18 protein-coding genes are annotated in these 23,562 nt (G+C 48.2%); 17 read left to right on the top strand and 1 reads right to left on the bottom strand.

Annotated features, from left to right (window positions below; all coding sequences use genetic code 11):
• The first annotated feature begins 101 nt into the window (after positions 1-101).
• The 11 genes from B2X65_RS13545 (at position 102) to B2X65_RS13495 (ending at position 14,494) form a co-directional block, all read left to right on the top strand.
• Positions 102-1,229: a bifunctional tRNA (adenosine(37)-C2)-methyltransferase TrmG/ribosomal RNA large subunit methyltransferase RlmN gene (locus B2X65_RS13545; RefSeq protein WP_290613377.1), complete on the top strand. Its 1,128-nt coding sequence runs from the start codon at positions 102-104 to the stop codon at positions 1,227-1,229.
• Between the two features lie 21 nt (positions 1,230-1,250).
• On the top strand, positions 1,251-3,329 hold the full coding sequence (gene pilW, locus B2X65_RS13540) for a type IV pilus biogenesis/stability protein PilW (RefSeq protein ID WP_290613375.1): 2,079 nt from the start codon (positions 1,251-1,253) through the stop codon (positions 3,327-3,329).
• Positions 3,326-4,240, top strand: coding sequence for a RodZ domain-containing protein (locus B2X65_RS13535; protein ID WP_290613373.1), 915 nt, complete (start codon positions 3,326-3,328; stop codon positions 4,238-4,240). The genes pilW and B2X65_RS13535 overlap by 4 nt, the downstream gene beginning before the upstream one ends.
• A 2-nt stretch (positions 4,241-4,242) precedes the next feature.
• Complete coding sequence (gene ispG / locus B2X65_RS13530) at positions 4,243-5,355, top strand: flavodoxin-dependent (E)-4-hydroxy-3-methylbut-2-enyl-diphosphate synthase (RefSeq protein ID WP_290613371.1); 1,113 nt, start codon at positions 4,243-4,245, stop codon at positions 5,353-5,355.
• Positions 5,356-5,431: 76 nt separating this feature from the next.
• Positions 5,432-6,706 (top strand): histidine--tRNA ligase, encoded by a 1,275-nt coding sequence (gene hisS / locus B2X65_RS13525; protein ID WP_290613369.1) that lies wholly within the window; start codon positions 5,432-5,434, stop codon positions 6,704-6,706.
• Positions 6,707-6,803: 97 nt separating this feature from the next.
• Positions 6,804-7,433, top strand: a complete 630-nt coding sequence (locus tag B2X65_RS13520; RefSeq protein WP_290613367.1) for a YfgM family protein — start codon at positions 6,804-6,806, stop codon at positions 7,431-7,433.
• A 12-nt stretch (positions 7,434-7,445) separates the two neighbouring features.
• Complete coding sequence (bamB, locus tag B2X65_RS13515; RefSeq protein ID WP_290613366.1) at positions 7,446-8,621, top strand: outer membrane protein assembly factor BamB; 1,176 nt, start codon at positions 7,446-7,448, stop codon at positions 8,619-8,621.
• 72 nt (positions 8,622-8,693) lie between these two features.
• On the top strand, positions 8,694-10,178 hold the full coding sequence (der, locus tag B2X65_RS13510) for a ribosome biogenesis GTPase Der (protein ID WP_290613364.1): 1,485 nt from the start codon (positions 8,694-8,696) through the stop codon (positions 10,176-10,178).
• A gap of 16 nt (positions 10,179-10,194) precedes the next feature.
• Entirely contained in the window at positions 10,195-12,450 is a 2,256-nt protein-coding gene (locus tag B2X65_RS13505) for an arginine/lysine/ornithine decarboxylase (RefSeq protein WP_290613361.1), read from the top strand.
• Positions 12,451-12,564: 114 nt separating this feature from the next.
• A complete protein-coding gene (locus B2X65_RS13500) occupies positions 12,565-13,668 on the top strand; it encodes a DUF2157 domain-containing protein (RefSeq protein ID WP_290613359.1) in 1,104 nt (367 codons plus the stop codon).
• The gene (locus B2X65_RS13495) at positions 13,661-14,494 is read left to right on the top strand and encodes a DUF4824 family protein (protein ID WP_290613357.1); all 834 of its coding nucleotides are present in this window, start codon (positions 13,661-13,663) and stop codon (positions 14,492-14,494) included. Before B2X65_RS13500 ends, B2X65_RS13495 begins: the two co-directional genes overlap by 8 nt.
• Here B2X65_RS13495 and B2X65_RS13490 read toward each other — a convergent pair.
• Complete coding sequence (locus B2X65_RS13490; protein WP_290613355.1) at positions 14,478-15,065, bottom strand: gamma-glutamylcyclotransferase; 588 nt, start codon at positions 15,063-15,065, stop codon at positions 14,478-14,480. The genes B2X65_RS13495 and B2X65_RS13490 overlap by 17 nt on opposite strands.
• Positions 15,066-15,273: 208 nt before the next feature.
• On the opposite strand from B2X65_RS13490, the gene B2X65_RS13485 reads away from it, so the two are divergent.
• The 6 genes from B2X65_RS13485 (at position 15,274) to B2X65_RS13460 (ending at position 23,562) form a co-directional block, all read left to right on the top strand.
• Complete coding sequence (locus B2X65_RS13485; protein WP_290613353.1) at positions 15,274-16,695, top strand: efflux transporter outer membrane subunit; 1,422 nt, start codon at positions 15,274-15,276, stop codon at positions 16,693-16,695.
• Between the two features lie 3 nt (positions 16,696-16,698).
• Complete coding sequence (locus tag B2X65_RS13480) at positions 16,699-17,949, top strand: efflux RND transporter periplasmic adaptor subunit (protein WP_290613351.1); 1,251 nt, start codon at positions 16,699-16,701, stop codon at positions 17,947-17,949.
• Positions 17,950-21,036: an efflux RND transporter permease subunit gene (locus tag B2X65_RS13475; protein ID WP_290613349.1), complete on the top strand. Its 3,087-nt coding sequence runs from the start codon at positions 17,950-17,952 to the stop codon at positions 21,034-21,036.
• A 72-nt stretch (positions 21,037-21,108) separates the two neighbouring features.
• Positions 21,109-22,044 carry a YHYH protein gene (locus tag B2X65_RS13470; RefSeq protein WP_290613347.1) on the top strand — a complete coding sequence of 312 codons (936 nt, stop codon included), beginning with the start codon at positions 21,109-21,111 and terminating at the stop codon, positions 22,042-22,044.
• 454 nt (positions 22,045-22,498) lie between these two features.
• The gene (locus B2X65_RS13465) at positions 22,499-23,020 is read left to right on the top strand and encodes a hypothetical protein (protein ID WP_290613345.1); all 522 of its coding nucleotides are present in this window, start codon (positions 22,499-22,501) and stop codon (positions 23,018-23,020) included.
• A complete protein-coding gene (locus B2X65_RS13460) occupies positions 23,017-23,562 on the top strand; it encodes a hypothetical protein (RefSeq protein ID WP_290613343.1) in 546 nt (181 codons plus the stop codon). Before B2X65_RS13465 ends, B2X65_RS13460 begins: the two co-directional genes overlap by 4 nt.

Genomic DNA, 23,562 nt, shown 5'->3' with positions numbered 1-23,562 from the left:
CAGCCCCTTTTCTGCCTTTATCCATCGTCTTTCGAAATTCTTTGGATATATAAAGCGGTAATAGTGAGTTATTGATAGGTGTCAGCAGGAGTCATCAGGGTATGAACAAGCCGGTAAATCAGGTAAATTTGTTAGATTTTACCCGTCCACAAATGCAGGAATTTTTTGTGTCATTAGGTGAAAAACCATTTCGTGCCGATCAGGTAATGAAATGGATTTACCACTACTGCGTTGATGACTTCGACAAAATGACCAATATCAATAAAACATTGCGCGATAAGTTAAAAACAATAGCTGTGATAGCGGCACCCGTGGTGGTGACCCGGCAAGACAGCACCGACGGTACCATCAAATTTGTGATGGGCTTAGCCGGTGGCCAGGAAGTGGAAACTGTCTGGATCCCGGAAAAAGACCGGCGCACGCTGTGTGTATCTTCACAAGTGGGTTGTGCCCTGGATTGTACCTTTTGCTCGACAGCGCAGCAGGGGTTTAACCGAAATCTTAGCGTCAGTGAAATTATCGGCCAGGTGTGGCGGGTAGCACAGATTATTGGCAGTTACGGTGATACCGGTGAAAAGCCTGTTACCAACGTGGTGATGATGGGCATGGGCGAGCCCTTGTTAAACCTGAACAACGTAGTTCCGGCAATGGAGCTGATGCTGGAAGATTACGGGTTTGGATTGTCCAAGCGCCGGGTTACTTTAAGTACCTCTGGTGTGGTGCCGGCACTGGACCTGTTGCGTGAGCGAATTGATGTGGCTCTGGCTATTTCATTGCACGCGCCTAATAATGCCCTGCGTGATGAACTGGTCCCGGTGAATAAAAAATACCCGATGGAGCAGTTTTTAGCGGCTTCGCGCCGATATGTCGAGAACTCTAAGGCCAATGATAAGGTCACAGTAGAGTATGTTATGCTCGACGGCGTTAACGATAGTATGGAACAGGCGCATGAGCTAGCGCAGGCATTGCAAGATACGCCGGCAAAGATTAATCTGATCCCGTTTAATCCGTATCCAGGCTCACCTTATAAAAGATCGAGCAACTCGCGGATTGACCGTTTTAACAAGGTGTTACAACAACACGGTTTTACTGTTATGGTACGGAAAACCCGGGGCGATGATATCGATGCAGCCTGTGGCCAGTTAGTAGGCGATGTGATTGATCGAACCAAAAGACTGATTAAGAAGCAGCAGAAAGGCCAGCCAATACTGGTTAAAACGCTGCCGTAACCCAAGGGATGACCAGTGGTAATGCAGAAATTTTCGGTAGGGCTCGCACTGTGTGTGTCGTTAACCCTGACGGCGTGTGTGTCAGAAAGCAGTTATGTCGGCTCTGACCGCCAGGTTGGTGAGCGAAGTCTTGATAATAGTGAAGCTGCCCGCACCCGAATTTCTCTGGGCTTAAATTATTTACGTCGTGGTGATACCACCCAGGCAAAATACAACTTAGAACGGGCGAAAGCCTTCGCCCCTGATTTGCCTGAAGTGTACAACGCGCTGGCTTTTTACTACCAGAGTGTTGGCGAGCATGTTCAGGCTGAAGACGCTTATAAAAAAGCGCTCGACAAAGACAGCAATAATGCAGATGCCTACAACAACTATGGTGCATTTCTTTGCCAGATTGGTAAATATGAGGAAGCAGAAGCGTTGTTGTTAAGGGCTATTTCAAGGCCCGGTTATATTCGTGTAGCCGAGAGCTATGAAAATCTGGCACTTTGCCAGCTTGATCAGCAAGGCTACAGTAAAGCGAAAACCTTTCTCGAATCATCTGTATCTCACAATGGCACCCGCATCAGCTCACTGATCAATCTGGCTGCGATTAACTACGCAATGGGCGATAATGTGGGTGCTAAGACATCGCTGCAGCGCATTCAACGCCTGGGCCGGGTTTCAGCGCGCAGCACGCTGCTGAATTATCTGGTGGCAGAAAAGCAGGGCGATGTCAGCACCATGAAGCATGCTGAACAACTTTTACTTACCTTGTATATTGATACACCAGAAGCCCGTTTGTTATTACAGCAACGGTTATTGGAAAGTGAATTTGAGCAGTTGCGTGAGCAATACAAACTGAGTTTAATGGCAAATATTGTGCTGCCCGATAACACCGCTGTGGTAGCGACACCCAGTGACCCTGTGGCCAACCCCAGGTTAAGGGTTGTCAGACGTAAAACGGCCGAATCAAGCGCTGACGAACCTGAACAACAATTGATAACTGCACAGGATAGAAGCAATAGCCCGCAACGCCAATCCGGCTCTACATCACCCAGCACCCAGACTGAGCAGGCAACAACAGCTGCCCGTTCTAAAAGCAGCCAGGCCATTGCTGGTGTGCTTGCAACCAGCCAGTTACCGGAGCAAGACGATACAGCAGCGAACGTGCTGGCTGAACAACAAGCTGCAATAGAGCAAGCTGCCGAAGATGCGCGGCAATTAGCAGCAGAGCAAGCGGCGGCAGAAACGCTGGCGGCTAAAAATGCCGCTGAGCAACTCGCTGCAGAGCAACGTGCTGCCAGAGAAATAGCAGACAAAAAAATAGCGGAACAGCAGCTTGCGGAACAACAGCTTGCAGAGCAGCAGGCAGCTGAGACAGCCCGGCAATTGGCCTCCCCGCAGTCCGCGGCAGAAACGCCGTTAGCGCTGTCCTCACCAGAGCAAACTCTGCCGGAGCAGATTCGCCCGCAAGAAGGCGTAGCCAGACAGCAACCACAAGCAACATCAGGCCAGCAGGACGCAAGTCAGATGATTTTGGCCGCGACGCCTCCAGTAAGCCTGCCAGCAGAGACGGTTCTGGTTGAACAGGAAGCCGCCAGTTCAGCGCAGCCTGGTCAGGCGGCGAGCGAAAATGGCAGTACTGGCGAAGCCATCGTAGCAGAAACCTTGCCGGAAACTGAAGCTGCCTTTGGCGAACAGTCGCAAGTTTCAGCGCAGACGCAGGCTGATGAAAGTGCGCCTGAATTTCATCTGGTGCAGGAAGGTGAGTCACTGTATGCCATTTCTGTAACCCATAATATCCGGCTGGCAAAGCTGATGGAGTGGAACCAGTTAACCCCGGGGTCTGTCATCAAAACCGGTCAGCGAATTTGGCTTACTGAAGTCGATGATGCGCAGTTGCAGACACAAACGGTAGCGAGGCTGGCAGAGTTTAGTGAGCCGCTGGAGGTTACTGATCCTTACCATCAGGTTGCTGCGGGTGAAACCATGTTCGGGATTTCATATCGTTATAATATCCGGCTGGAACGCTTTATGGCCTGGAATAACCTGACAGAGCAAAGTAAGTTACAGGTAGGCCAGCAGGTTCTGGTTACCGATCCGGCCAGTATTGAACCATGACCACAGCAGAAGCGACAGAACTTAGCGCAGGTCAGCTATTACGTCAGGCCCGGGAGCAACGGAAACTCAGTGTTGCTGATGTGGCATTGCAACTTAATTTGCGGGTTAACCTGGTACAACAGATTGAAGCTGATCAATTGGACAGTAGCATGCTGGTTACCTTTGTTCGTGGTTATCTGCGCGCTTACGCCCGGCTGGTGAAGTTACCCGAAAATCAGGTGTTGTCTGCATTTGAGCAGCAAAACGGCGGCAGTGTTGAACCGCCGAAACCGATGCGTACTTTTTCAAATCGTGCTGAAATTCAGGCTACCGAAAACCGCTTTGTGTGGATTACCTACGCCATGGGGTTTATTTTAGTCTTAATGCTGGTGTTGTGGTGGTGGCAAACTGCAGACCCGACAGCGGAAAGTACCTCTGAGCAGGTTGTCGCGCAGCAGGTCAGCGCAGAAACACCAGCTAACGCTATTGCCAGCAGTAGCGATGCGGCAACGGAACAAAGCATGCCAGCAGCGCCGACGACTGGCGACACAACTGACATTGAGCAAGACGTTAATCCAGAAGTTACTTCAGAAATTGATGCGGCAGTCACCGGCTCTGAGCTGACTGATTACAACGCGAATGACCTTACTTCTGAGCCCACCAGCGCAAGTACGTTAGCGGTAAAAGCAGATGTCATTACCATGGCATTCAGTGATAATTGCTGGATTGATGTGCTGGATGCTGAGGGGAACCGTATCGCTTATGGCACTAAAGAGGCCGGCTATGCGATGACCGTGACCGGCAAGGCGCCTTTTGTCGTAACACTGGGAAACCCCAGCGTGGTCAAGATCACCCTGAACAATAAACCTTTTGATATGTCATCGCTGCCTGCGGGCAGGGTGGCAAAATTTACCCTGGCGGAATCTGATTAATCATGTTTGCTGACAATCCAATTACCCGACGCCTGAGCACCCAAATTCATGTAGGTACTGTTGCTATTGGGGGCGATGCACCTATTGCCGTACAATCGATGACCAATACCCGAACCACTGATGTCGAGGCCACCCTGGCGCAAATTCGGGCTATTGCAGCGGCCGGCGCCGATTTGGTACGCGTGTCGGTACCGACCATGGAGGCGGCAGAAGCTTTTAAGCTGATTAAACAGCAAGCACCTATTCCGCTGGTGGCCGATATTCATTTTGACTATCGCATTGCCTTAAAAGTGGCGGAGTACGGTGCAGATTGCCTGCGGATAAACCCGGGTAATATTGGTAAGGAAGATCGGATCCGGGCAGTAGTTGACAGTGCACGAGATCATAATATTCCGATCCGGATTGGCGTTAACGGCGGTTCGTTAGAGGCCGATATTCAGGAAAAGTACACGGAGCCAACCCCGGAAGCATTGCTGGAATCGGCAATGCGTCATGTTGATATTCTGGACCGGCTTAATTTTGATCAGTTTAAAGTCAGCGTAAAGGCCTCCGATGTGTTCCTCGCAGTTGGCGCTTACCGTTTACTGGCCAAACAAATTAAGCAACCTCTGCATTTAGGTATTACCGAGGCAGGCGGTGCCCGGGCCGGAGCAGTTAAATCGGCAATCGGCTTAGGAATGCTGCTGGCAGAGGGTATTGGCGATACATTACGGATCTCTCTGGCCGCCGATCCGGTAGAAGAAGTAAAGGTCGCTTTTGATATATTAAAATCGCTGCGTATTCGTCAGCGCGGTATTAATTTTATTGCCTGCCCCAGCTGCTCGCGTCAGGAATTCGACGTGATTAAAACTATGAACGAGCTGGAGCAAAGGCTGGAAGACATTGTCGAGCCGTTAACGGTGTCGGTGATTGGCTGTGTAGTGAATGGTCCGGGCGAAGCATTAATTTCAGATTTAGGCGTAGCCGGGGCTAACCGCAAGAGTGGCTTCTATCTGAATGGCCAGCGCCAGAAACTTCGACTGGATAACAACAACATCGCCGAGCAACTTGAGCAGCAGGTGCGGCAGTATCTGGTTGCCCGTGAGCAGTTAATTGGCATAAAACAACTGGATTAACCCGGTTGCGGTTTGGTGTTTTCCTAAACACCTCTTATAATCGCCCGGTTTTAAGCATGGCAGTGAGAATTTAATTTTGGCAAAAAATATTCAGGCAATACGCGGCATGAACGATTGCCTGCCACAGGATACGCCGTTATGGCAGCATCTGGAGCAGGTATTACGCAGCACGGTGGCTCGCTATGGCTACAGTGAGATCCGGTTTCCTATCGTTGAAATGACCGAGTTGTTTAAACGATCTATTGGTGAAGTCACTGATATTGTTGAAAAAGAGATGTACACCTTTGATGATCGCAATGGTGACAGCCTGACTCTACGGCCGGAAGGTACTGCCTGTTGTGTACGGGCCGGCAACGAGCATGGCTTGCTATATAATCAGGAACAGCGTTTGTGGTATATGGGACCCATGTTCCGGCATGAACGTCCACAAAAAGGCCGCTATCGGCAGTTTCATCAGTTTGGCCTTGAAGCCTTTGGTATTGCCAGCAGCGATATTGATGCTGAAGTTATTATGCTAACCGCTAACTTGTGGCAGCAGTTGGGGCTGGCACCTTATGTGACTTTGCAACTGAATTCGTTAGGGTCAAATGAAGCCAGAGCAAGATACCGTGATGCTTTAGTAGCCTATCTGGAGCAGCATAAGTCACAACTTGATGAAGATAGCCTGCGCCGCATGCACAGCAATCCGTTACGGGTACTCGATACTAAGAACCCGGCGCTGACTGAGGTGATCGCTGGCGCCCCGCAGCTAGCCGATTATTTAGATGCCGATTCTACAGAGCACTTCAGTCAGTTAAAACGCCGGCTCGATGCGGCCGGTATTGCTTATACCATCAATCCAACTCTGGTGCGTGGGCTCGATTATTACAATAAAACGGTATTTGAGTGGGTAACCACTGAGCTTGGTGCGCAAGGTACGGTATGTGCCGGCGGGCGTTACGATGGCCTGGTAGAGCAACTGGGTGGCAAAGCGACACCTGCAGTGGGCTTTGCGCTGGGCATGGAGCGGCTGGTGCTATTGTTACAAACGTTGCAACTGGTTAGCCTGCCAGAGACAACCGCAGATATTTATATTATGCCAATGGGCGAAGCTGCGGAACTTGCGGCCATTGGTATTGCCGAACAGCTGCGTAGCGAGCTGGCGCCAAAACGTGTTATCTTGCACTGCGGTGGCGGCAACCTGAAAAAGCAAATGAAACGAGCAGATAAGTCGGGTGCCGAACTGGCGCTGATTTTAGGTGAGGATGAGCTGGCCCGCGGCGAAATAACCTTAAAATGGCTGCGCCAGGACAAGCCGCAACAAATGTTGGCGCTGACAGAGTTACCTCAGTTACTGGCAGCAGCGGTTTAAATTAAAATAAACAGATTGGACAATCACTTGCAGGCCAATAATTCTAAGGCCTGGAAGCGGCTAAACAGATTAGACAGGATATTACGGAGTAGTAAAATTGGAAATTTACAGTAGCGAAGAACAACAGGTTGAAGCCATTAAGCGCTTTTGGAACGATTACGGCAAAGCCATTCTGGGCGGCGTGGTAATTGGTTTGGCCGGACTGTATGGCTGGCGCTATTTTCAGGCTGAACAGCGTGAGCAGGCCGAGCAGGTATCCGCTCAGTACAGTCAGTTACTGGAACAGCAGCAAAGCGAAGGCAGTGATTGGCTGGCCAGCGCGAAAGGGTTTATTGATGCGCAGGGTGATACCAGCTATGCGGTATTTGCTGCATTACTGGCGGCGCGCGAAGCGATTGATAACCAGCAGTTGGCTACCGCGGCCGAGCACTTAAGCTGGGTAATGAATAACGCTAAAGATACCCCGGTACAGGCAATTGCCCAATTGCGGCTGGCCCGGGTGCAGCGCGAGCAGGGTAACTATGCTGACGCCTTGACCACGTTAGCACTGCCAGTACCAGCAAGCTTTGAGGGCCAGCAGGCAGAATTAAAAGGTGACGTACTGCAGTTAACCGGCGAATTAGCTCAGGCAAAAGCAGCGTATCAGCAGGCGCTGGCCAGCAGTGAGCAAAGCCGGCCATTATTGCAGGTAAAACTGGATGAATTGGCACATATTACAGCCAGTTAACAAGGGGTAGGCGTGAAATTATTCGGAAAAATAACAGTGGTTGCGGTAGTGGCCCTGACGTTAAGTGCCTGTTCCAGTAAAGAAAAGCTGGTGCTGCCAGAAGTGCAAAACACTATTAAACCGCAAAAAGTCTGGCAGAGTAAAGTGGGTAAAGGCATCGGTCATTACGAATCGGGGCTAAAGCCAGTTATCGTAAACGATACCGTATATGCTGCCAGTCGTGACGGCATCGTGGTAGCGAAAGGCCTGAACAATGGTCGCACCTTATGGAGCTTCGATTTACGCAATGAAGGTACAAGCTCATTGTTTTCTCGCTTCAGCAGTGATAGCGCCCGGATAGCCGGTGGCGTTACTTTTTATGACAATAAATTGTACCTCGGTACCGAAGACGGTGAAGTATTTGCGTTAAATGCCCAAGACGGCCAGTTGTTATGGCGGGTGCCGGTAAAAGGTGAAGTGCTGGTCAGCCCGGCTGCTGCAGAGGGTTTGGTGGTAGTGGCTACTACTGCGGGTAATCTGATAGCACTTGACCCGGCAACGGGTGAGCAGCGCTGGATATTCGAAGACGAGCAGCCTGCGCTGACCATCCGTGGCCTGAGCGAGCCTGTTATTGAAGCCGGTGGCGTATTATACGGTAGTGGCACCGGCCGGGTTGGCGTGTTGATTGCTGAACGGGGTTATCAGGCGTGGGAAGAAGCAATTGCCACACCACAAGGCAGTACTGATTTATCACGACTGGTTGATGTCGACGCTAAACCCATTGTGATCGCTGGTACCTTATACACTATTGCCTTTAACGGTGAGTTAGTGGCAATGGAGTTGCGTAGTGGGCGTCAGTTATGGAAGCGCGATTATGCCAGCTTTCGTAATATGACTGTCGAAGGCACTACGTTATACCTGGTAGATTCTACCGGCGGTATTTATGCTGTCGATCGACGAAATGGCAGTGAAATATGGGGCCAGCAGGGCTTGCAGCGGCATTTTTTAACCGGACCAACCGTTTATAAAAATTATCTGGTGGTGGGTGACAATAAAGGTAATCTGCATTGGCTAAACCGAGAAACCGGTGATTTTGTTGCCCGGCAAAGCATGGATGGCTCAGGTTTTTACAACCAGCCGGTAGCAAACGAAGACTATATATTAGTGACAAGCCGCAATGGTGAGCTAGTCTTATTACAAGTGCCTTAACGGGCACTCTAGGCATATAACTGAAGGAACAGGCCTGAATGGGCCTGTTTTCTTATTTCTGAGGTTGACTGAATGTTACCTGTAGTGGCCCTGGTGGGGCGCGCCAATGTTGGCAAATCCACGTTGTTTAATCGTTTAACCCGCACCCGTGACGCTCTGGTTGCAGATTTCCCGGGGTTAACCCGGGATCGTAAATATGGTTCAGTCAATTTCGAAGGGCTGGAGTTTATTGTGGTAGATACCGGTGGTATCGATGGCCACGAGCAAGGCATTGAAGTAGAAATGGCGGAGCAGTCGTTAAAAGCCATTGACGAAGCAGATGTAGTGCTGTTTATGGTAGACGCCCGGGCTGGCGTTACCGTAGGTGACGGTGCAATAGCCGATCATATTCGCCGTCTGGAAAAACCGGTATTTCTGGTCGCCAACAAAACCGATGGTTTAGACGCGGATACTGCGGTAGCCGATTTTTACAGTCTGGGCATTGGCGAAGTGTACCCGATCGCCGCGGCGCACGGGCGGGGTGTGTCGTCATTATTAAATCATGCGTTATTACCCTTTCTGGCTGATAGCATTAAATCAGGCATTGAGGGGGATGGAGAGGCCGACGCTGGCCCGGCGCTGGAAACGCTGACCGAAGAACAGGCTGACGCTGAAGCGGCCCGGCTGCGCAGTGAGCATATTAAGCTGGCCATTGTTGGCCGGCCTAATGTCGGTAAATCAACCCTGACTAACCGTATTTTAGGCGAAGATCGGGTAGTGGTGTTTGATATGCCGGGCACCACGCGCGACTCGGTATTTATTCCGATGCAGCGTAACGAGCGCAACTATACGTTAATCGATACAGCCGGCGTGCGTCGTCGTGGCAAAATTGACGACATGGTGGAAAAGTTTTCGGTTATTAAAACGCTGCAGGCCATAGAAGAGGCCAATGTGGTCTTGCTGGTACTGGACGCCCAGCAAGGGATCTCTGATCAGGATTTAAGTATTCTCGGTTTTGCGCTTAATGCCGGCCGTTCTTTGGTTATTGCCGTTAATAAATGGGATGGCCTGAACGACAGCATTAAAGATGAAGTAAAACGCGAACTGGATCGCCGCTTAGGCTTTATCGACTTTGCCCGGTTGCATTTTATCTCGGCGCTGCATGGCTCGGGTGTAGGTAACTTGTTTGAATCGGTTGAAGAAGCGTTCGACTCCGCCACCAAACGGGTCAGCACTTCGCTTTTAACCCGCATTATGAAAATGGCCCAGGAAGATCACCAGCCGCCTATGGTGCACGGCCGGCGGGTTAAACTGAAATATGCCCATGCCGGTGGTTATAACCCACCCATTATTGTTATTCATGGTAATCAGGTTAAAGATCTGCCTGACTCTTATAAGCGCTATTTAATGAATTACTATCGTAAGGCGCTGCAAATGATGGGCACACCGGTGCGGGTTGAGTTCCGGGAAGGGGAGAACCCCTTTACCCCAACCAAGAAAAATACCGAGACGGCGCTACAAAAATACAAGCGTGAGCGTTTAATGAAGGCGCGTCAGAAAGTCGCCAAAAAAGATTAACAGCAAGGATTAACTGATGAAGTTTCGTTTCCCGGTTATCGTTATTGATGAAGATTTCCGTTCAGAAAATATTTCCGGCTCTGGCATTCGTGATCTTGCCCAGGCCATCGGCAGCCATGGTTTTGAGGTGGTCGGTTATACCAGCTATGTTGATTTAACGGCTTTTGCACAGCAAGCCAGCCGTGCGTCGTGCTTTATTTTATCAATAGATGACGAAGAGTTTGGCAGCGGCAGCGATGCTGATGTTGTTACCGCGCTGACTGAGCTCAGAGCTTTTGTCAAAGAAGTGCGAAAACGTAACGCCGATATTCCGATATTCTTATACGGTGAAACCCGCACCAGCCGGCATATTCCTAATGACGTGCTGCGAGAGCTGCACGGCTTTATTCATATGTTCGAAGATACGCCGGAATTTGTTGCCCGGCATATTATCCGCGAAGCGCAAAAATACTTAGATGCTTTAGCGCCGCCGTTTTTTAATGCGTTAATGGATTACGCCTCCGACGGCTCTTATTCCTGGCATTGTCCAGGACACTCAGGCGGTGTAGCATTTTTAAAAAGTCCGGTTGGCCAGATGTTTCACCAGTTTTTTGGCGAAAACATGTTACGGGCCGATGTCTGTAATTCGGTAGATGAATTAGGCCAGTTGCTGGATCATACCGGCCCGGTAGCGCAAAGCGAACAAAATGCCGCCCGTATTTTTAATGCTGACCATCTGTTTTTTGTGACCAATGGTACCTCTACCTCGAATAAAATGGTTTGGCACTCTGTGGTTGCGCCGGGCGATATCGTGGTGGTAGACCGCAACTGCCATAAATCGATATTACATTCGATTATTATGACCGGTGCTATTCCGGTATTTTTAATGCCAACCCGCAACCATTACGGCATTATTGGCCCCATTCCTAAGAGTGAGTTTTCACCAGAAGCGATAGCTAAAAAAATTGAAGCTAACCCGTTTGCCCGCAATGCCAAGAATAAAAAGCCGCGTATTTTAACCATTACCCAAAGTACCTACGACGGTATTTTGTATAACGTGGAAGAAATTAAGCAGGAACTGGGCTCGACCATCGACACCCTGCATTTTGATGAAGCCTGGTTACCGCACGCCAGCTTCCATGATTTTTATAAAAATATGCATGCGATAGGTAAAGACCGGCCGCGCTCAGATGAAACCCTGGTATTCGCGACCCAGTCGACCCACAAATTACTGGCCGGCTTATCGCAGGCCTCACAAATTCTGGTGCAAAACGCCACTAACAGAAGCCTGGATACCCATCGCTTTAACGAGTCGTATTTAATGCACAGTTCTACCAGCCCGCAGTACGCCATTATCGCCAGCTGCGATGTTGCTGCCGCGATGATGGAAGCACCAGGTGGCACTTCTCTTGTGGAAGAAAGTTTATTTGAAGCCATGGATTTTCGCCGGGCGATGCGCAAAGTTGATGCCGAGTTTGGCGATGATGACTGGTGGTTTAAAGTCTGGGGCCCCGAGCATTTGCCGGAAGAGGGCATAGGTGAGCGTGATAACTGGGTACTGCACGCTACGGATAGCTGGCACGGCTTTGGACCAATAGAGTCGGGCTTTAATATTCTCGACCCGATTAAAGCCACTATTATTACCCCGGGCCTGAATATGCTGGGCCAGTTTGACGAGCAGGGCATACCCGCCACTATCGTTAGCAAATATTTAGCCGAGCACGGTATTATTATTGAAAAAACCGGCCTGTATTCGTTCTTTATTATGTTTACCATTGGTATTACCAAAGGTCGCTGGAACTCAATGGTAACTGAGCTGCAGCAGTTTAAAGATGACTACGATCAGAACCTGCCAATGTGGCGCATTATGCCGGAATTTGTAGCCAAAAACCCACGCTATGAAAAAGTAGGCCTGCGCGATTTATGTCAGCAAATTCATAACATATATCGCCAGTTTGACGTGGCCAAAGTCACCACTGAGATGTACCTTTCGACCATTGAAACCGCCATGACCCCGGCAGATGCCTGGGCCAAAATGGCCCACCGCGAAATAGAGCGGGTGTCTATTGACGATATAGCAGGCCGGGTTACTGCTATGTTAGTAACTCCTTACCCACCGGGTATTCCGCTAATGGTGCCGGGCGAGCGTTTCAACGGCACTATTATCAACTACCTTAAATTTACCCGTGCCTTTAACGGCCAGTTCCCGGGGTTTGAGACCGACGTACACGGTCTGGTCCGGCAAACGGTAGCAGGGGAAAGCCAGTACTTTATTGATGTGGTTAAAGAGTAGCGCTAATACGCTAAGCTGTTAGGGTGATGTTAGTACAAAACCGGAATTGGTCTGTCTTAGCCAATTCCGGTTTTTTAATTTTTAAGGTACCCTGTTGCAACAGGCGCTGACAGCATGGATGAAACGAAAAGCGTGACCACAACTTCCCCCCTTAATAAAACCCAGGCGCAGGCCAGAGCCGATCAGGTACTGGCATTTCGTGCTGAGCAGCAACTATTAGCCGAACAAGGCGTGTTGTCATTGTCAGATGATCAAGTCGCCAAAGTTCGCGACTATCACCATGGTTTGCTACAGCAGTTGCAACAAGAGCTGAATATCGATTTAACTGACCAGGCCCGCCATTTGTCGCTGGGTATGCAAATTGTCTCTTTTCTTGGCGCTACCGCGCTTGCTGCCAGTTTGTTTTTTCTGTTTTTTCAGTACTGGGGCTACTTCTCGACCCCTAACCAGGTCGTGTTGCTGATAGCTGCGCCATTATTAACCCTGGCACTGGCGGTATGGCTACGGCGCTTTGATGCCTCGGGCTATTATGCAAAACTGGCTGCGTTAGTGTCTTTTACCGCCTGGGTACTGAATATTATTATGCTTGGCAGTATTTTTAATATCACGCCTTCGGCCAACGCTTTCGCGGTTTTTGCATTGTATGGTTTTGTGCTGGCGTATCTGCTGCATGTCCGGTTATTACTGGTGGCAGCAATACTCTGTAGTTTACTGTTTATTGGCGCGCAGTTTGGCAGCTGGATGGGCAGTTATTGGGTTAACGCCGGCGAGCATCCCGAGCATTTTCTATTGGCCAGTGCCATGTTCTTTTTGGTACCAATGTTGCTTAAACAGCCGCGGTTTGATGGCTTCGTTACTATTTATCAGACGTTGTCCGCTGTGGTATTTTTTATTGCGGTGTTGGTGTTAGCCAACTGGGGCAGCGCCAGTTATTTACCCTGGTCAACCGGTTTAATTGAAAGCGCTTATCAGGTAGTCGGGTTTGCTGGCAGCGCGCTGTTGGTGCTGTATGGTATGCGTATTCATGCCAGCAAATTGATGTTAACCGGCAATGTGTTCTTTGCCTTGTTTTTATATACCAAGTTTTTTGACTGGTGGTGGGATTGGCTACCCAAATACGTATTTTTCTTATTAATCGGCCTGACAGCGATTTTAGCCCTAACTATGTTTAACCGTTTTCGCGCTACTCAGCAGAGCAAGGCAGGGCAACATGGCTAACCCAATCTCACAAAAATTGTTATGGTTCGCCGTTGCTGTGGTGGTGTTGGTTAATGGCGTGACACTTGGCAAAGTGTTAATTAATCGCAGCGCTACCAAGGCTGAGCTGGTTTTATCCGAGCGGGAATTACGCTTGCCTTACCAATATGGTTTTGCCGGCGAAAATTCCGGTAGACGTATCAGCCTGAAATGGACCACGCCAAATCCTGAGCCGATTAGTGATGAATGGCAATATCAATACCGGCATACTAACCGGACTATTTCTCTTAACGATACTCACTTTGCCAGTTTTCAGTTTGCGCCATGTCAGCAAGACCGTTACCGGCGGCAGCAGCAACAGGCATGGGTGCTGCTGGAATTTAATGGTCAAAGCTACGCTGATTACCAGACTAAAGCAGAGCAATATTACGCGTTAATGCACCAGGAAAACCCTGAGCTTAAAGCCGACAAGCAACTTGAACAGCAGCAACGAGCGGTAGAGTTACTGCAAACAGCAAATGAACGGGCTACCCGGCTGTATGTTATTGACGCGGCAGCCAAGCCTCAGTTATTGCAAACAGCGTTGGCCAGCCGCCCAACCACAGCGGACAGCAGGCTGCTTATTGTGCCGGCCCTAATACAAGCAGGTTATAGCCGGTGCACTGATGCGAAACAGCTTAACCCCACGGAAATTATCGTGAACAAGCTGGCGGTAGAATCGCTTTATGTACCGAAGTATTTAACGCAAGCATTGCCAGATAATAATGGTGATATGGAAAGCGAGCCTCTACGGTCGACGATTCACTATGGCAAGTTACATGAGCCCTGGGTTAGCACTCTGGAGTAAGTTTTAACAGCTCCCGCTCAATCGCAAACACATGCGCATCGTGCTCGTTCATATCACGCAGGGCCTGCGCTAGTTTCAATAAGTATTCACTATTGGGGCCGCTGGGGCCTGCACTTCGGGCGATATGGGTGGCAATCGCCTCGTCACTGGCCGGGCCAAGATAGGCCTCGTTATCGGCGCTGGCTAAATACACTAAGCCTGAGGTATTAGCGTCACTCTGGTCAGGCGCATCCAGCCAGTGCAAGTCAGTAAATACCCGCAAATAACCGTTTTTCTCGCGGTGGTCTAAATGCTCAAAGGTATCAGGCGTTACCTGATACGCCATACCGGCACAGCGCTCGCCTGGTGCTTCTATCAGCGTTAGTACCCGGCCAGGGGCTTGCGGCGTGCCGCGATGATCATGCGAGCCCTGCCAGAAACGGCGCTGCCAGTTATAAATACAGGCTGGTTTGCGTTGCAGGTAAGGGAAATCAGCTTTGTAAATCAATGAGCCATAACCAAACAGCCAGACCGATTCCAGATGGTCCAATGGCTGGCGCTGTTTGTTCAGGGCAATAGTGTTATGTGACATAACTATCCTGACTGGCACTATTGGCAACAGTGTGTTTTAGAAATAAGTAGCCATGGTAACAATATACCCTGACAAATAAAGCGTATTGTTAAGGCATCTACTTTTTAAAGTGCGTAAAGGTTGTGTAAAAGCAATAGTCAATAGAAACGTGGCAGGTAAACTGTAAATATCAACGTCAACAGCTTCACGTATCAATACTGAAATCGACATGAATTCTCCTGCTGTAACCCGCTTTTTTTATTTAAAAATACTGTTAATCAGTATTATCGCAGTGCTTATGCAAAGTTGTGTGTCGACAACGCTGAGCCCTCAGAAAGAGATACCTGACTTACCTGTTAATTTCACGACCCCTTCTAAACACTTTTCAGTAGATGAGGCATGGCTTAACACCTTTACTCATAATCCCGGGTCGACCTATATCGAACAAATTGTTAGTGAGGCAATGCAAAAAAATCAAAATATCCGTAGTGAAAGCTATACCACCTATCTGGCTGAGCAACAGTTGATTATCGCAAAAAGTGATTTTTGGCCATCGTTAAACACAACGTTTAGTGCGGGTCGCAGTAACAGCGGCGGGGAGAGTAGCGGTATCAATACGCTCTTTTCTCTGGGTGCTAATTTAAGCTATGAAATCGATGTTTGGGGCGCACTATCAGACGCCGAACGTCAGGCAAAGCTTACCTATTTAAGTGCCCAGGCAAGTTTAGAGGAAGCAAAACTGCAGTTGGCCGGAAATGTCCTGATTGCCTATGCGAACGCGTCAAGAGCCGAACAACGGGTGGCATTAGCTGAGCAGCAAGTTAAAAACTCTGGTGAAAATCTCGATATTATCGAGCGCGGTTATCGCGCAGGTTTAAATGAGTCACTCGACGTATATCTGGCACGCAACGAGTTAAATAGTGATATTTCAACGTTGGCCAGCAATCAGCAAACGTTGCTTGAAAACAAGCGGGTATTAGAGCGCCTTTTAGGCCGCTATCCCAGCGGTAACATTGCCTTGAAAGCGGAAATACAATTGCCCCAGGCGCAATTGGGTTTGGGTATTCCGTCACAAGTTGTCACACGCAAACCCGCGTTGCAAGCCGATTGGTTGGCGCTACTTGCTCAAGACGCGGCGCTGGCTATGGCCCATAAAGCGCGATTCCCCGCGCTGAGTATAAGCGCGGGTATAGGAAATTCTTCGGGCAGTCTTTCAACGCTATTTTCTAACGCAAGCGCCTGGTCACTGTTAACAAACATCACGGCACCTGTTTTCAATGCAGGCAGATTAAAAGCGCTTGAGAAAATTGAATTCCTTCGTCTGCAAGCACTCGAAGCGGACTATCTGGACTCGGTGTTTAACACGCTACGGGATGTCGAAAATGCTATATCACTCGAACACACCCTGCTGGCCCGTTTTGATGCCACCAATACCGCCAAAGAAAATGCTGAGATAGCTAATCAGTTGTCGTTTGAGCAATATCAAGCCGGGCTGGTTTCTTATACCACGGTACTCGACGCTCAAGCGCGTTTGCTAACCGCGCAAAACAACCTTATTGATATCACCACCGATCTTATTATCAATCGTATTGACCTTCACGTTGCATTAGGTGCAGGCGCGAATATAAGTACAAACACTGAAGAACTGTAACCGATGAAACTATCTAAAAAAGTCATTTTACCTCTGCTGGTATGCGGCATTACTGTTATCGCTGTAGCGCTCATTTATACAAACCCACCGAGTACTGAGCGCGCTATGCCAAATGGCGCTGCCGCCTTAACGGTTGAAATATTACCGCTTAAACGTCAGCCATTTCGCATAAAACTCGATAGCTACGGTGTGGTTAAACCTCGCACAGCAAGTGCATTAATGTCGCAGGTTTCCGGCCAGGTACTGTTTGTAGATGAGGCTTTTCGCGATGGTGGTTTTTTCACTAAAGGTGATTTACTGGTCGCCATTGACGACAGCGATTACCTCGCTGAAGTGAATATTGCCAAAGCCAATTTAATTACCGCACAACAAAATTTAACTGAAGAGCTGGCGCGTGTTGAACAGGCTGCTCTGGACTGGAAGCGCTTAGGAAATGAGCAACAAGCAAGCGATTTAGTGCTACGCATACCTCAGCAAGAAAGTGCCAACGCCAATTTAATTTCGGCGCAGGCCCAGCTTAAAATAGCGCAACTCGCGCTGTCACGGACCAAAATAATTGCGCCATATAGTGGTCGAGTGATAAGCCAGGATGTTGATTTAGGAACCGTGGTATCTAGCAACACTGTGCTAGCTGAAATATACGCAACCGATTATCTGGAAGTCAGGTTAGCTATTAATAATAGCGACTTAGCCTTCGTTGAGTTACCCGAGACCAATATTGACAACTCGTCTACGGCTAAGGCGATTAATGTGACATTTACCTCTGATTTAATCGGCAAGCAAAGCTGGACCGGTAAAGTGGTGCGCACAGAAAGCGAAATTAATTCGGTGTCCCGCCAGTTGTATGTGGTGGCACAAATCAACAATCCGTTTGAACAAAATTTAGAACGCGGTTTTAGCATAAAAATTGGCGAGTATGTCAGTGCACAAATTGAAGGCAAAACAATTGAAGATGCCTTAAGTGTGCCGGTCACGGCAATTTATCAGGGCAGTTATGTGTATATAGAGCAGGATGGTGTGCTATTGCGTAAGGACGTGAAAATAGCCTGGCAAAATGACCAGTATGCGCTGATAAAATCAGGGCTGGAAGCGGGACAATTATTGGTAATAACGCCTTTAGGGCAAGTGAGTTCTGGCACCGCAGTGCGGGTTGCTGGCAATGAAAGCGCTAAACCTGCACGGGTACCTGAAAAGCGGCCCCTTGCAGCTGACAAAGGACCTGGCCCGGCAAATTCAACAAAGCAGGAGAAGTAAATGATTGCCTGGTTTGCAAAAAACTCTGTTGCCGCAAATTTACTGATGATCACCATTATTGCTGCGGGCTTATATAGCTTATCTAATCGTATTCCGTTAGAGGTATTCCCCTCTTTTGAAATTGATATCGTCAACGTTAGTGTGACGCTGGATGGCGCAACCCCGGAAGATATCGAACAAGGTATTACCATCCGTATTGAGGAGGCGGTACAAGACCTTGAGGGCATAGCAAAAATTGTTAGCCAGTCATCTGAAGGTCGTGGCAGTGTCAGTTTTGAGCTTGATAGCGCCTATGATCGACGTGATCTGCTTGCCGATATTAAAAGTCGGGTTGATGCGATAAATACCTTTCCCGCAGAAGCAGAAAACCCGGTGGTGGCATTAGCCGACCGCAAGCGCGATGTCATCACCGTAGCGGTTACCGCGCCCTATGGCGAAAAAGAAGTTCGTGAATACGCTGAAAAGGTGCGCGATGAACTACTGGCGCTTGAGGGCGTAACGCAAGTTGAATTAGACGGCATCCGTGATTACGAAATTGCCATTGAACTGAGCTTAGATAAAATAAGAGAGCTTGAGTTAAGCATTAGCCAGGTCTCCAACATCATCGATAACTCCAGTGTTGATATCTCAGCAGGCAATTTAAAAACCGACAGTGGCGATGTGTTACTGCGATCGAAAGGCCAGGCTTATCGTGCAGATGAATTTGCCAATATCGCCATTAAAACCAACAGCGATGGCTCTATCATTCGCTTAGGCGACATCGCCGACATTCAGGATGGTTTTGAAGAAACCCCGGTGCGTACCCGCTTTAATGGTCAGCAAGGTGCCTTTATTGAGGTGTACAGAATTGGCCAGCAAAGCGCAATTGAAGTGGCCGATAAAGTGAAAAAGTACGTCGATGAGCACCAAAGCGCATTGCCGCAGGGCTTTACCCTGAGCTATTGGGACGATGATTCGTTAATTGTAAAAAACCGGATTTCAACGCTAACCAGCAACGCGCTGCAGGGCGGCATTTTGGTGCTTATTCTGCTTACCTTGTTTTTGCGCCCATCCATTGCTTTCTGGGTGTTTATTGGTATCCCGGTATCCTTTATGGGCGCCTTTATTATCATGCCATTTTTTGGCATTACGCTGAATATTATGAGTTTATTTGGCTTTATTCTGGTGTTAGGCATTGTGGTTGATGATGCCATTGTCACCGGTGAAAACATTTATACGCATATGGGCAAGGCAAAATCGGGAGAGCAAGCAGCGATTGAAGGTACCCTGGAAGTCGCAACTCCTGTCACCTTCGGCGTGTTAACGACCGTTGCCGCATTTTTACCATTGGCGTTTATTGAAGGGCAGCGCGGCGATATTTTTGCGCAGATCCCGTTTGTCGTGATTCCGGTGCTATTGCTGTCGCTGATTGAGTCAAAGTTTATTCTACCCTCTCATTTGAAGCACCTGAAACTGCGTACCCAAAAAACGAAGCAGAGTAAATTTGACCATTATCAGCAAAAGTTCGCCGATGGTTTTGAGCGGGCAATATTAACCTCTTATCAGCCGGCGTTAGTAAAATGCGTGAAGTACAAATGGACCACGCTTTCGCTGTTTGTCAGTGTCTTTGCGATTATTTTAGTCCTGATTATGAGTGGATGGACCCGATTTGTTTTTTTTCCGCGAATTCCAAGTGAAACCATACGAGTAAGTTTGACAATGCCCTCTGGTACGGCATTTGATATTACCAACAAATACATTGTAAAAATGGCAGACAGTGCAAAGCAGTTGCAAGAAAAATACACCGATGCAGATACCAACGACAGCATCGTGCTTGATATCCTGGCGACCACAGGCGGTAGAGGTGGCACCACAAACGAAGGAAGTGTCAGGTTTGAAATTACCCCACCAGAATCGCGCAGTTCCAGCATCACATCCGGGCAGTTACTCAACGAATGGCGCAAGTTAATTGGCGATATTCCCGGTGCAGAATCGATTAGTTACCGCGCCGAGTTAGGGCGTTCATCCGACCCTATCGATGTGCGCTTAAGTGCTAACGATGTCATTGTACTTGAGGAAGTGGCCAATAAAGTGATTGCGCGATTGAACACCTATCCAACGGTTTATGACATTGCTGATAGCCTTTCAGACGGTAAACAAGAGCTGCAAATTGAGTTAAACAAACAGGGTGAGGCGCTGGGTTTAACCCGGGCCAACGTTTCAGGGCAAATCAGAAACGCCTTTTTTGGCTCTCAAGTACAGCGTATTCAACGTGGCCGTGACGATGTCAAAGTCATGTTAAGGCTACCGTTAACAGAGCGCCAGTCGCTTTCAAGCCTGACCAATATGCTGATTGATGTTGGCGATGGCGCAACCGTTCCGCTATCGAGTATCGCGACACTAACGCCAAGCCAGAGTCCTTCGAGTATTCGACGAATCGATAGATACCGAACCATCAGCGTGACGGCCGATGTGGATAAAAACAACACCAATATGACCGTGTTACAAGACGATTTAAATTCGTATATGGCAGACTTGGTGTTGCAATACCCGGGGGTAAGCTATGCTCTTGAAGGCGAAGCGGAAGAGCAGCGGGACTCTTTTGGCTCATTAGGCACAGGCTTAATTATTGTTCTTTTTGTTATTTATGTATTACTCGCGATTCCCTTTAAGTCGTATACGCAGCCTTTAGTAGTCATGAGCGTCATCCCTTTTGGGGCTATAGGTGCCATAGTCGGCCATTGGATAATGGGAATGGATTTAACCATTTTTAGTTTACTGGGATTGCTGGCTTTAGTAGGTATTGTGGTCAATGACTCCCTGGTGTTAGTCGACTACATTAATAAAAAACGCCAGCAAGGCATGGCATTAACAACCGCTATTTTGACCGCAGGTGCATCAAGGTTCAGACCGGTAATGCTGACCAGCTTAACCACATTTATCGGCTTGATGCCATTGTTGTTTGAAAAGTCGACCCAAGCGCAGTTTTTAATTCCGATGGCGGTGTCGCTGGGCTTTGGTATTTTATTCGCGACCTTTATCACGCTGATTTTAGTACCGATTAACTATCTGTTGTTAGAAGAATTTAAAGGTAAGTGGCAACGTTAGAGGTTAACGAGCATCACCAAAATACCCAGTGGTGATGTTAAAGCCCTTTAAACAACGTGAAAGGAGGTTTTGGTGAGTATATTGAATCGTAGATTGTTAACCGGCACCTGTTTGTTCAGCACGTTGATAATAGCCGGGTTGGTTGATGCGCATGACAAAGTTCAGACCGCAGAAGCGCAAGTGCAAGGCATAGATCTCGCTATGTTTGCTAAAGACGCATTTACTCGACAACCAAAAATAGTTGACTGTGTTACTGCCGAAGGCACTAAAACAACCTGCTATCAGCTTGTGACAAATGGTGCTCCTGCAGGACGAACACCTGGCCCTTTTTGCCCAAGAACACTCGATGATGGCGCAGAGACAAGCGGAGCATGGTTTAGTAAAGATGGTACTGGCGAGCTGGTAGACCTAACCGGAGAATTCATTCTTAAATTAGGACACTACTATAGTGACGATAAGTGGCTGGTGTATGAAGCAGCTACCAAAGAAGTGCGCTATACCGCGACTAAAGAGGCTTGCTTAGGAGCAGCAAAGCCAGATGTTGAAGCAGAGTATATGCAAAATTGCATTGAGTGTGAGCTGTCTTACCTTGATGACGATTTCTCCCGAAGTTTTCTTATTCCAACAACACCCATTCCCGCCTCCCGTCCCGGCCGTCTGCATTCTGTCGGTATCGCGTTAGATGGTACCGAACTTTCAATGGCAGCCCCTGTTGATGCAATTTTAGGTGCGTATACAATAGCTGCATTCGATGATTGTGGTGGCCACACTAACGTTCATCAAGGCTATCACTATCACGCCACCACTGGCTGTACTGACAAAATTGTCGGCGACGACGGGCACTCTGCATTAGTAGGTTACGCCTCTGATGGATATGGTATCTATGCATTAAAAAGTGCTGATGGAAAAGAATCGGAGTTACTTGATGACTGCAGAGGGCATGAAGATAAGATCAGGGGCTATCACTATCATGCTGCAAGCCCCAGCGAAAACAAGTTTATTGGCTGATTCCATGGCGAAACGGTTAAGGCTGAAGGTCCGCAGCACGGGCCGCACCCGGCAGGAAGGCCTCCTCGCAAAACTTCTCATTAAGTTTAGCCAGAGCAGTGTGTGAAGCAGGGTAATGCTTGCATAGTAACAATATTTTGCCGGATATTTGAAAATACAGCACAAGTATAGCCAATAACACAAAGCGGACAAAGTGATTAAATCGTGCGATTTATCCTAAAGGAAACCTCAAAAAACAAATTTATAACCAGCTAAACCCCCGACAACTTTGTTACCTCAGCATCAAAGCCACCCTCTGCCAGTTTAATGGCGACCTTATCTGCGGCTTTTAGCTGTTTGCTGGTTTAAAACGCATCTGTAACTCTGCCAACAAACGCAGCACAGCTCCGTCAATTGTTGCAAAATAATATACTGGGTGTAAACTTTGGTTTTATTTTGTGACAAGGGACTGACTATGGCAACTATTCAACTACTTATTGGCGGTGCAACGCTGTTCCCCAGTACCAGTAAAGAATTACGAAAAAAGCAGGCGATAGCTGGCGCTTCTGTAAAAGACAAGAGTGTGACTATTGATCGGGTTTTAGCAGCGCGGATGCGGAATGCAACGGTTGATGAAATTAAAAGACTCAGCAATATATCAATGCAGGAATTCCGAGTTATGATGCTTGGTCAGGGGATCAATGTCGCCAGATATACTGATGGGCAGCTCCGTGAGGCTATAAATAATGAGATTTTTCATTTACGAAAAATTGCCATTCATTTGCTGCAAGCAGATTTTCTTAAGTCAGACACGCCAATGATTATAGCTGGCACTCCAAAAGGCGCCTTGGGGCTGGTGGCGAAAATTCTGGGGCCTACAACGGTTGCCAGCGGTATGCCAATTGATATCACCGTATGGTGGACTCTTGGCTTAGAAGTTAGGATTGAAGCTTTACATTATTCGGACAAAAATAATCATCGAGTGATAAACCCATGAATCTGATTAAAAGTATTGGTTTATTAAGTTTATTGGTTTGCGCTGCAGCCTGTCAGGCTAAAAGCCAGAATTACATGGATTGTGAGTGGAGTATTCCAGCTGGCTTTAATCAAAAAGCTGAGTTCGAGTACAGCAATAGCGTTGACGAAGACGATTTAGAAAACTGGACACCGGCTTCGATTATGTTCACTCATGACTCAGGAACTGATGTTAATCATTACCTTCAGCTAAATAGCGATGCTGATAGCGAGGTGCTGCTTGTGGCACATACTGCACAGCCAGGAGATAGATTTAAATATTTATCATCGTATATCCGGAAGGAAAGTTTTGGTACACCATTTATAGTGGCACAGCTAAGAATTATTAAAGACGACAAAATGCTTGCGTTGTTAGGTCTTAGCAAAGCGGATGCACTTGCCATGACTAGTGGATGCGCCGAGTTTTCGCAGGTTGAGCAACATTACAATGTGCTTCAGCAAATAGAACATGGTTTCTCGGAATTTTTGAAAAGTGAACATGGTATGCAGGTTTTGGTGCCTTGA

This window comes from Arsukibacterium sp. UBA3155 (genome assembly GCA_002364615.1).
GTDB lineage: Bacteria > Pseudomonadota > Gammaproteobacteria > Enterobacterales > Alteromonadaceae > Alishewanella.
The sequence above is the reverse complement of the archived record's forward strand: the minus strand, read 5'-3'. Positions and strand labels throughout refer to the sequence as shown.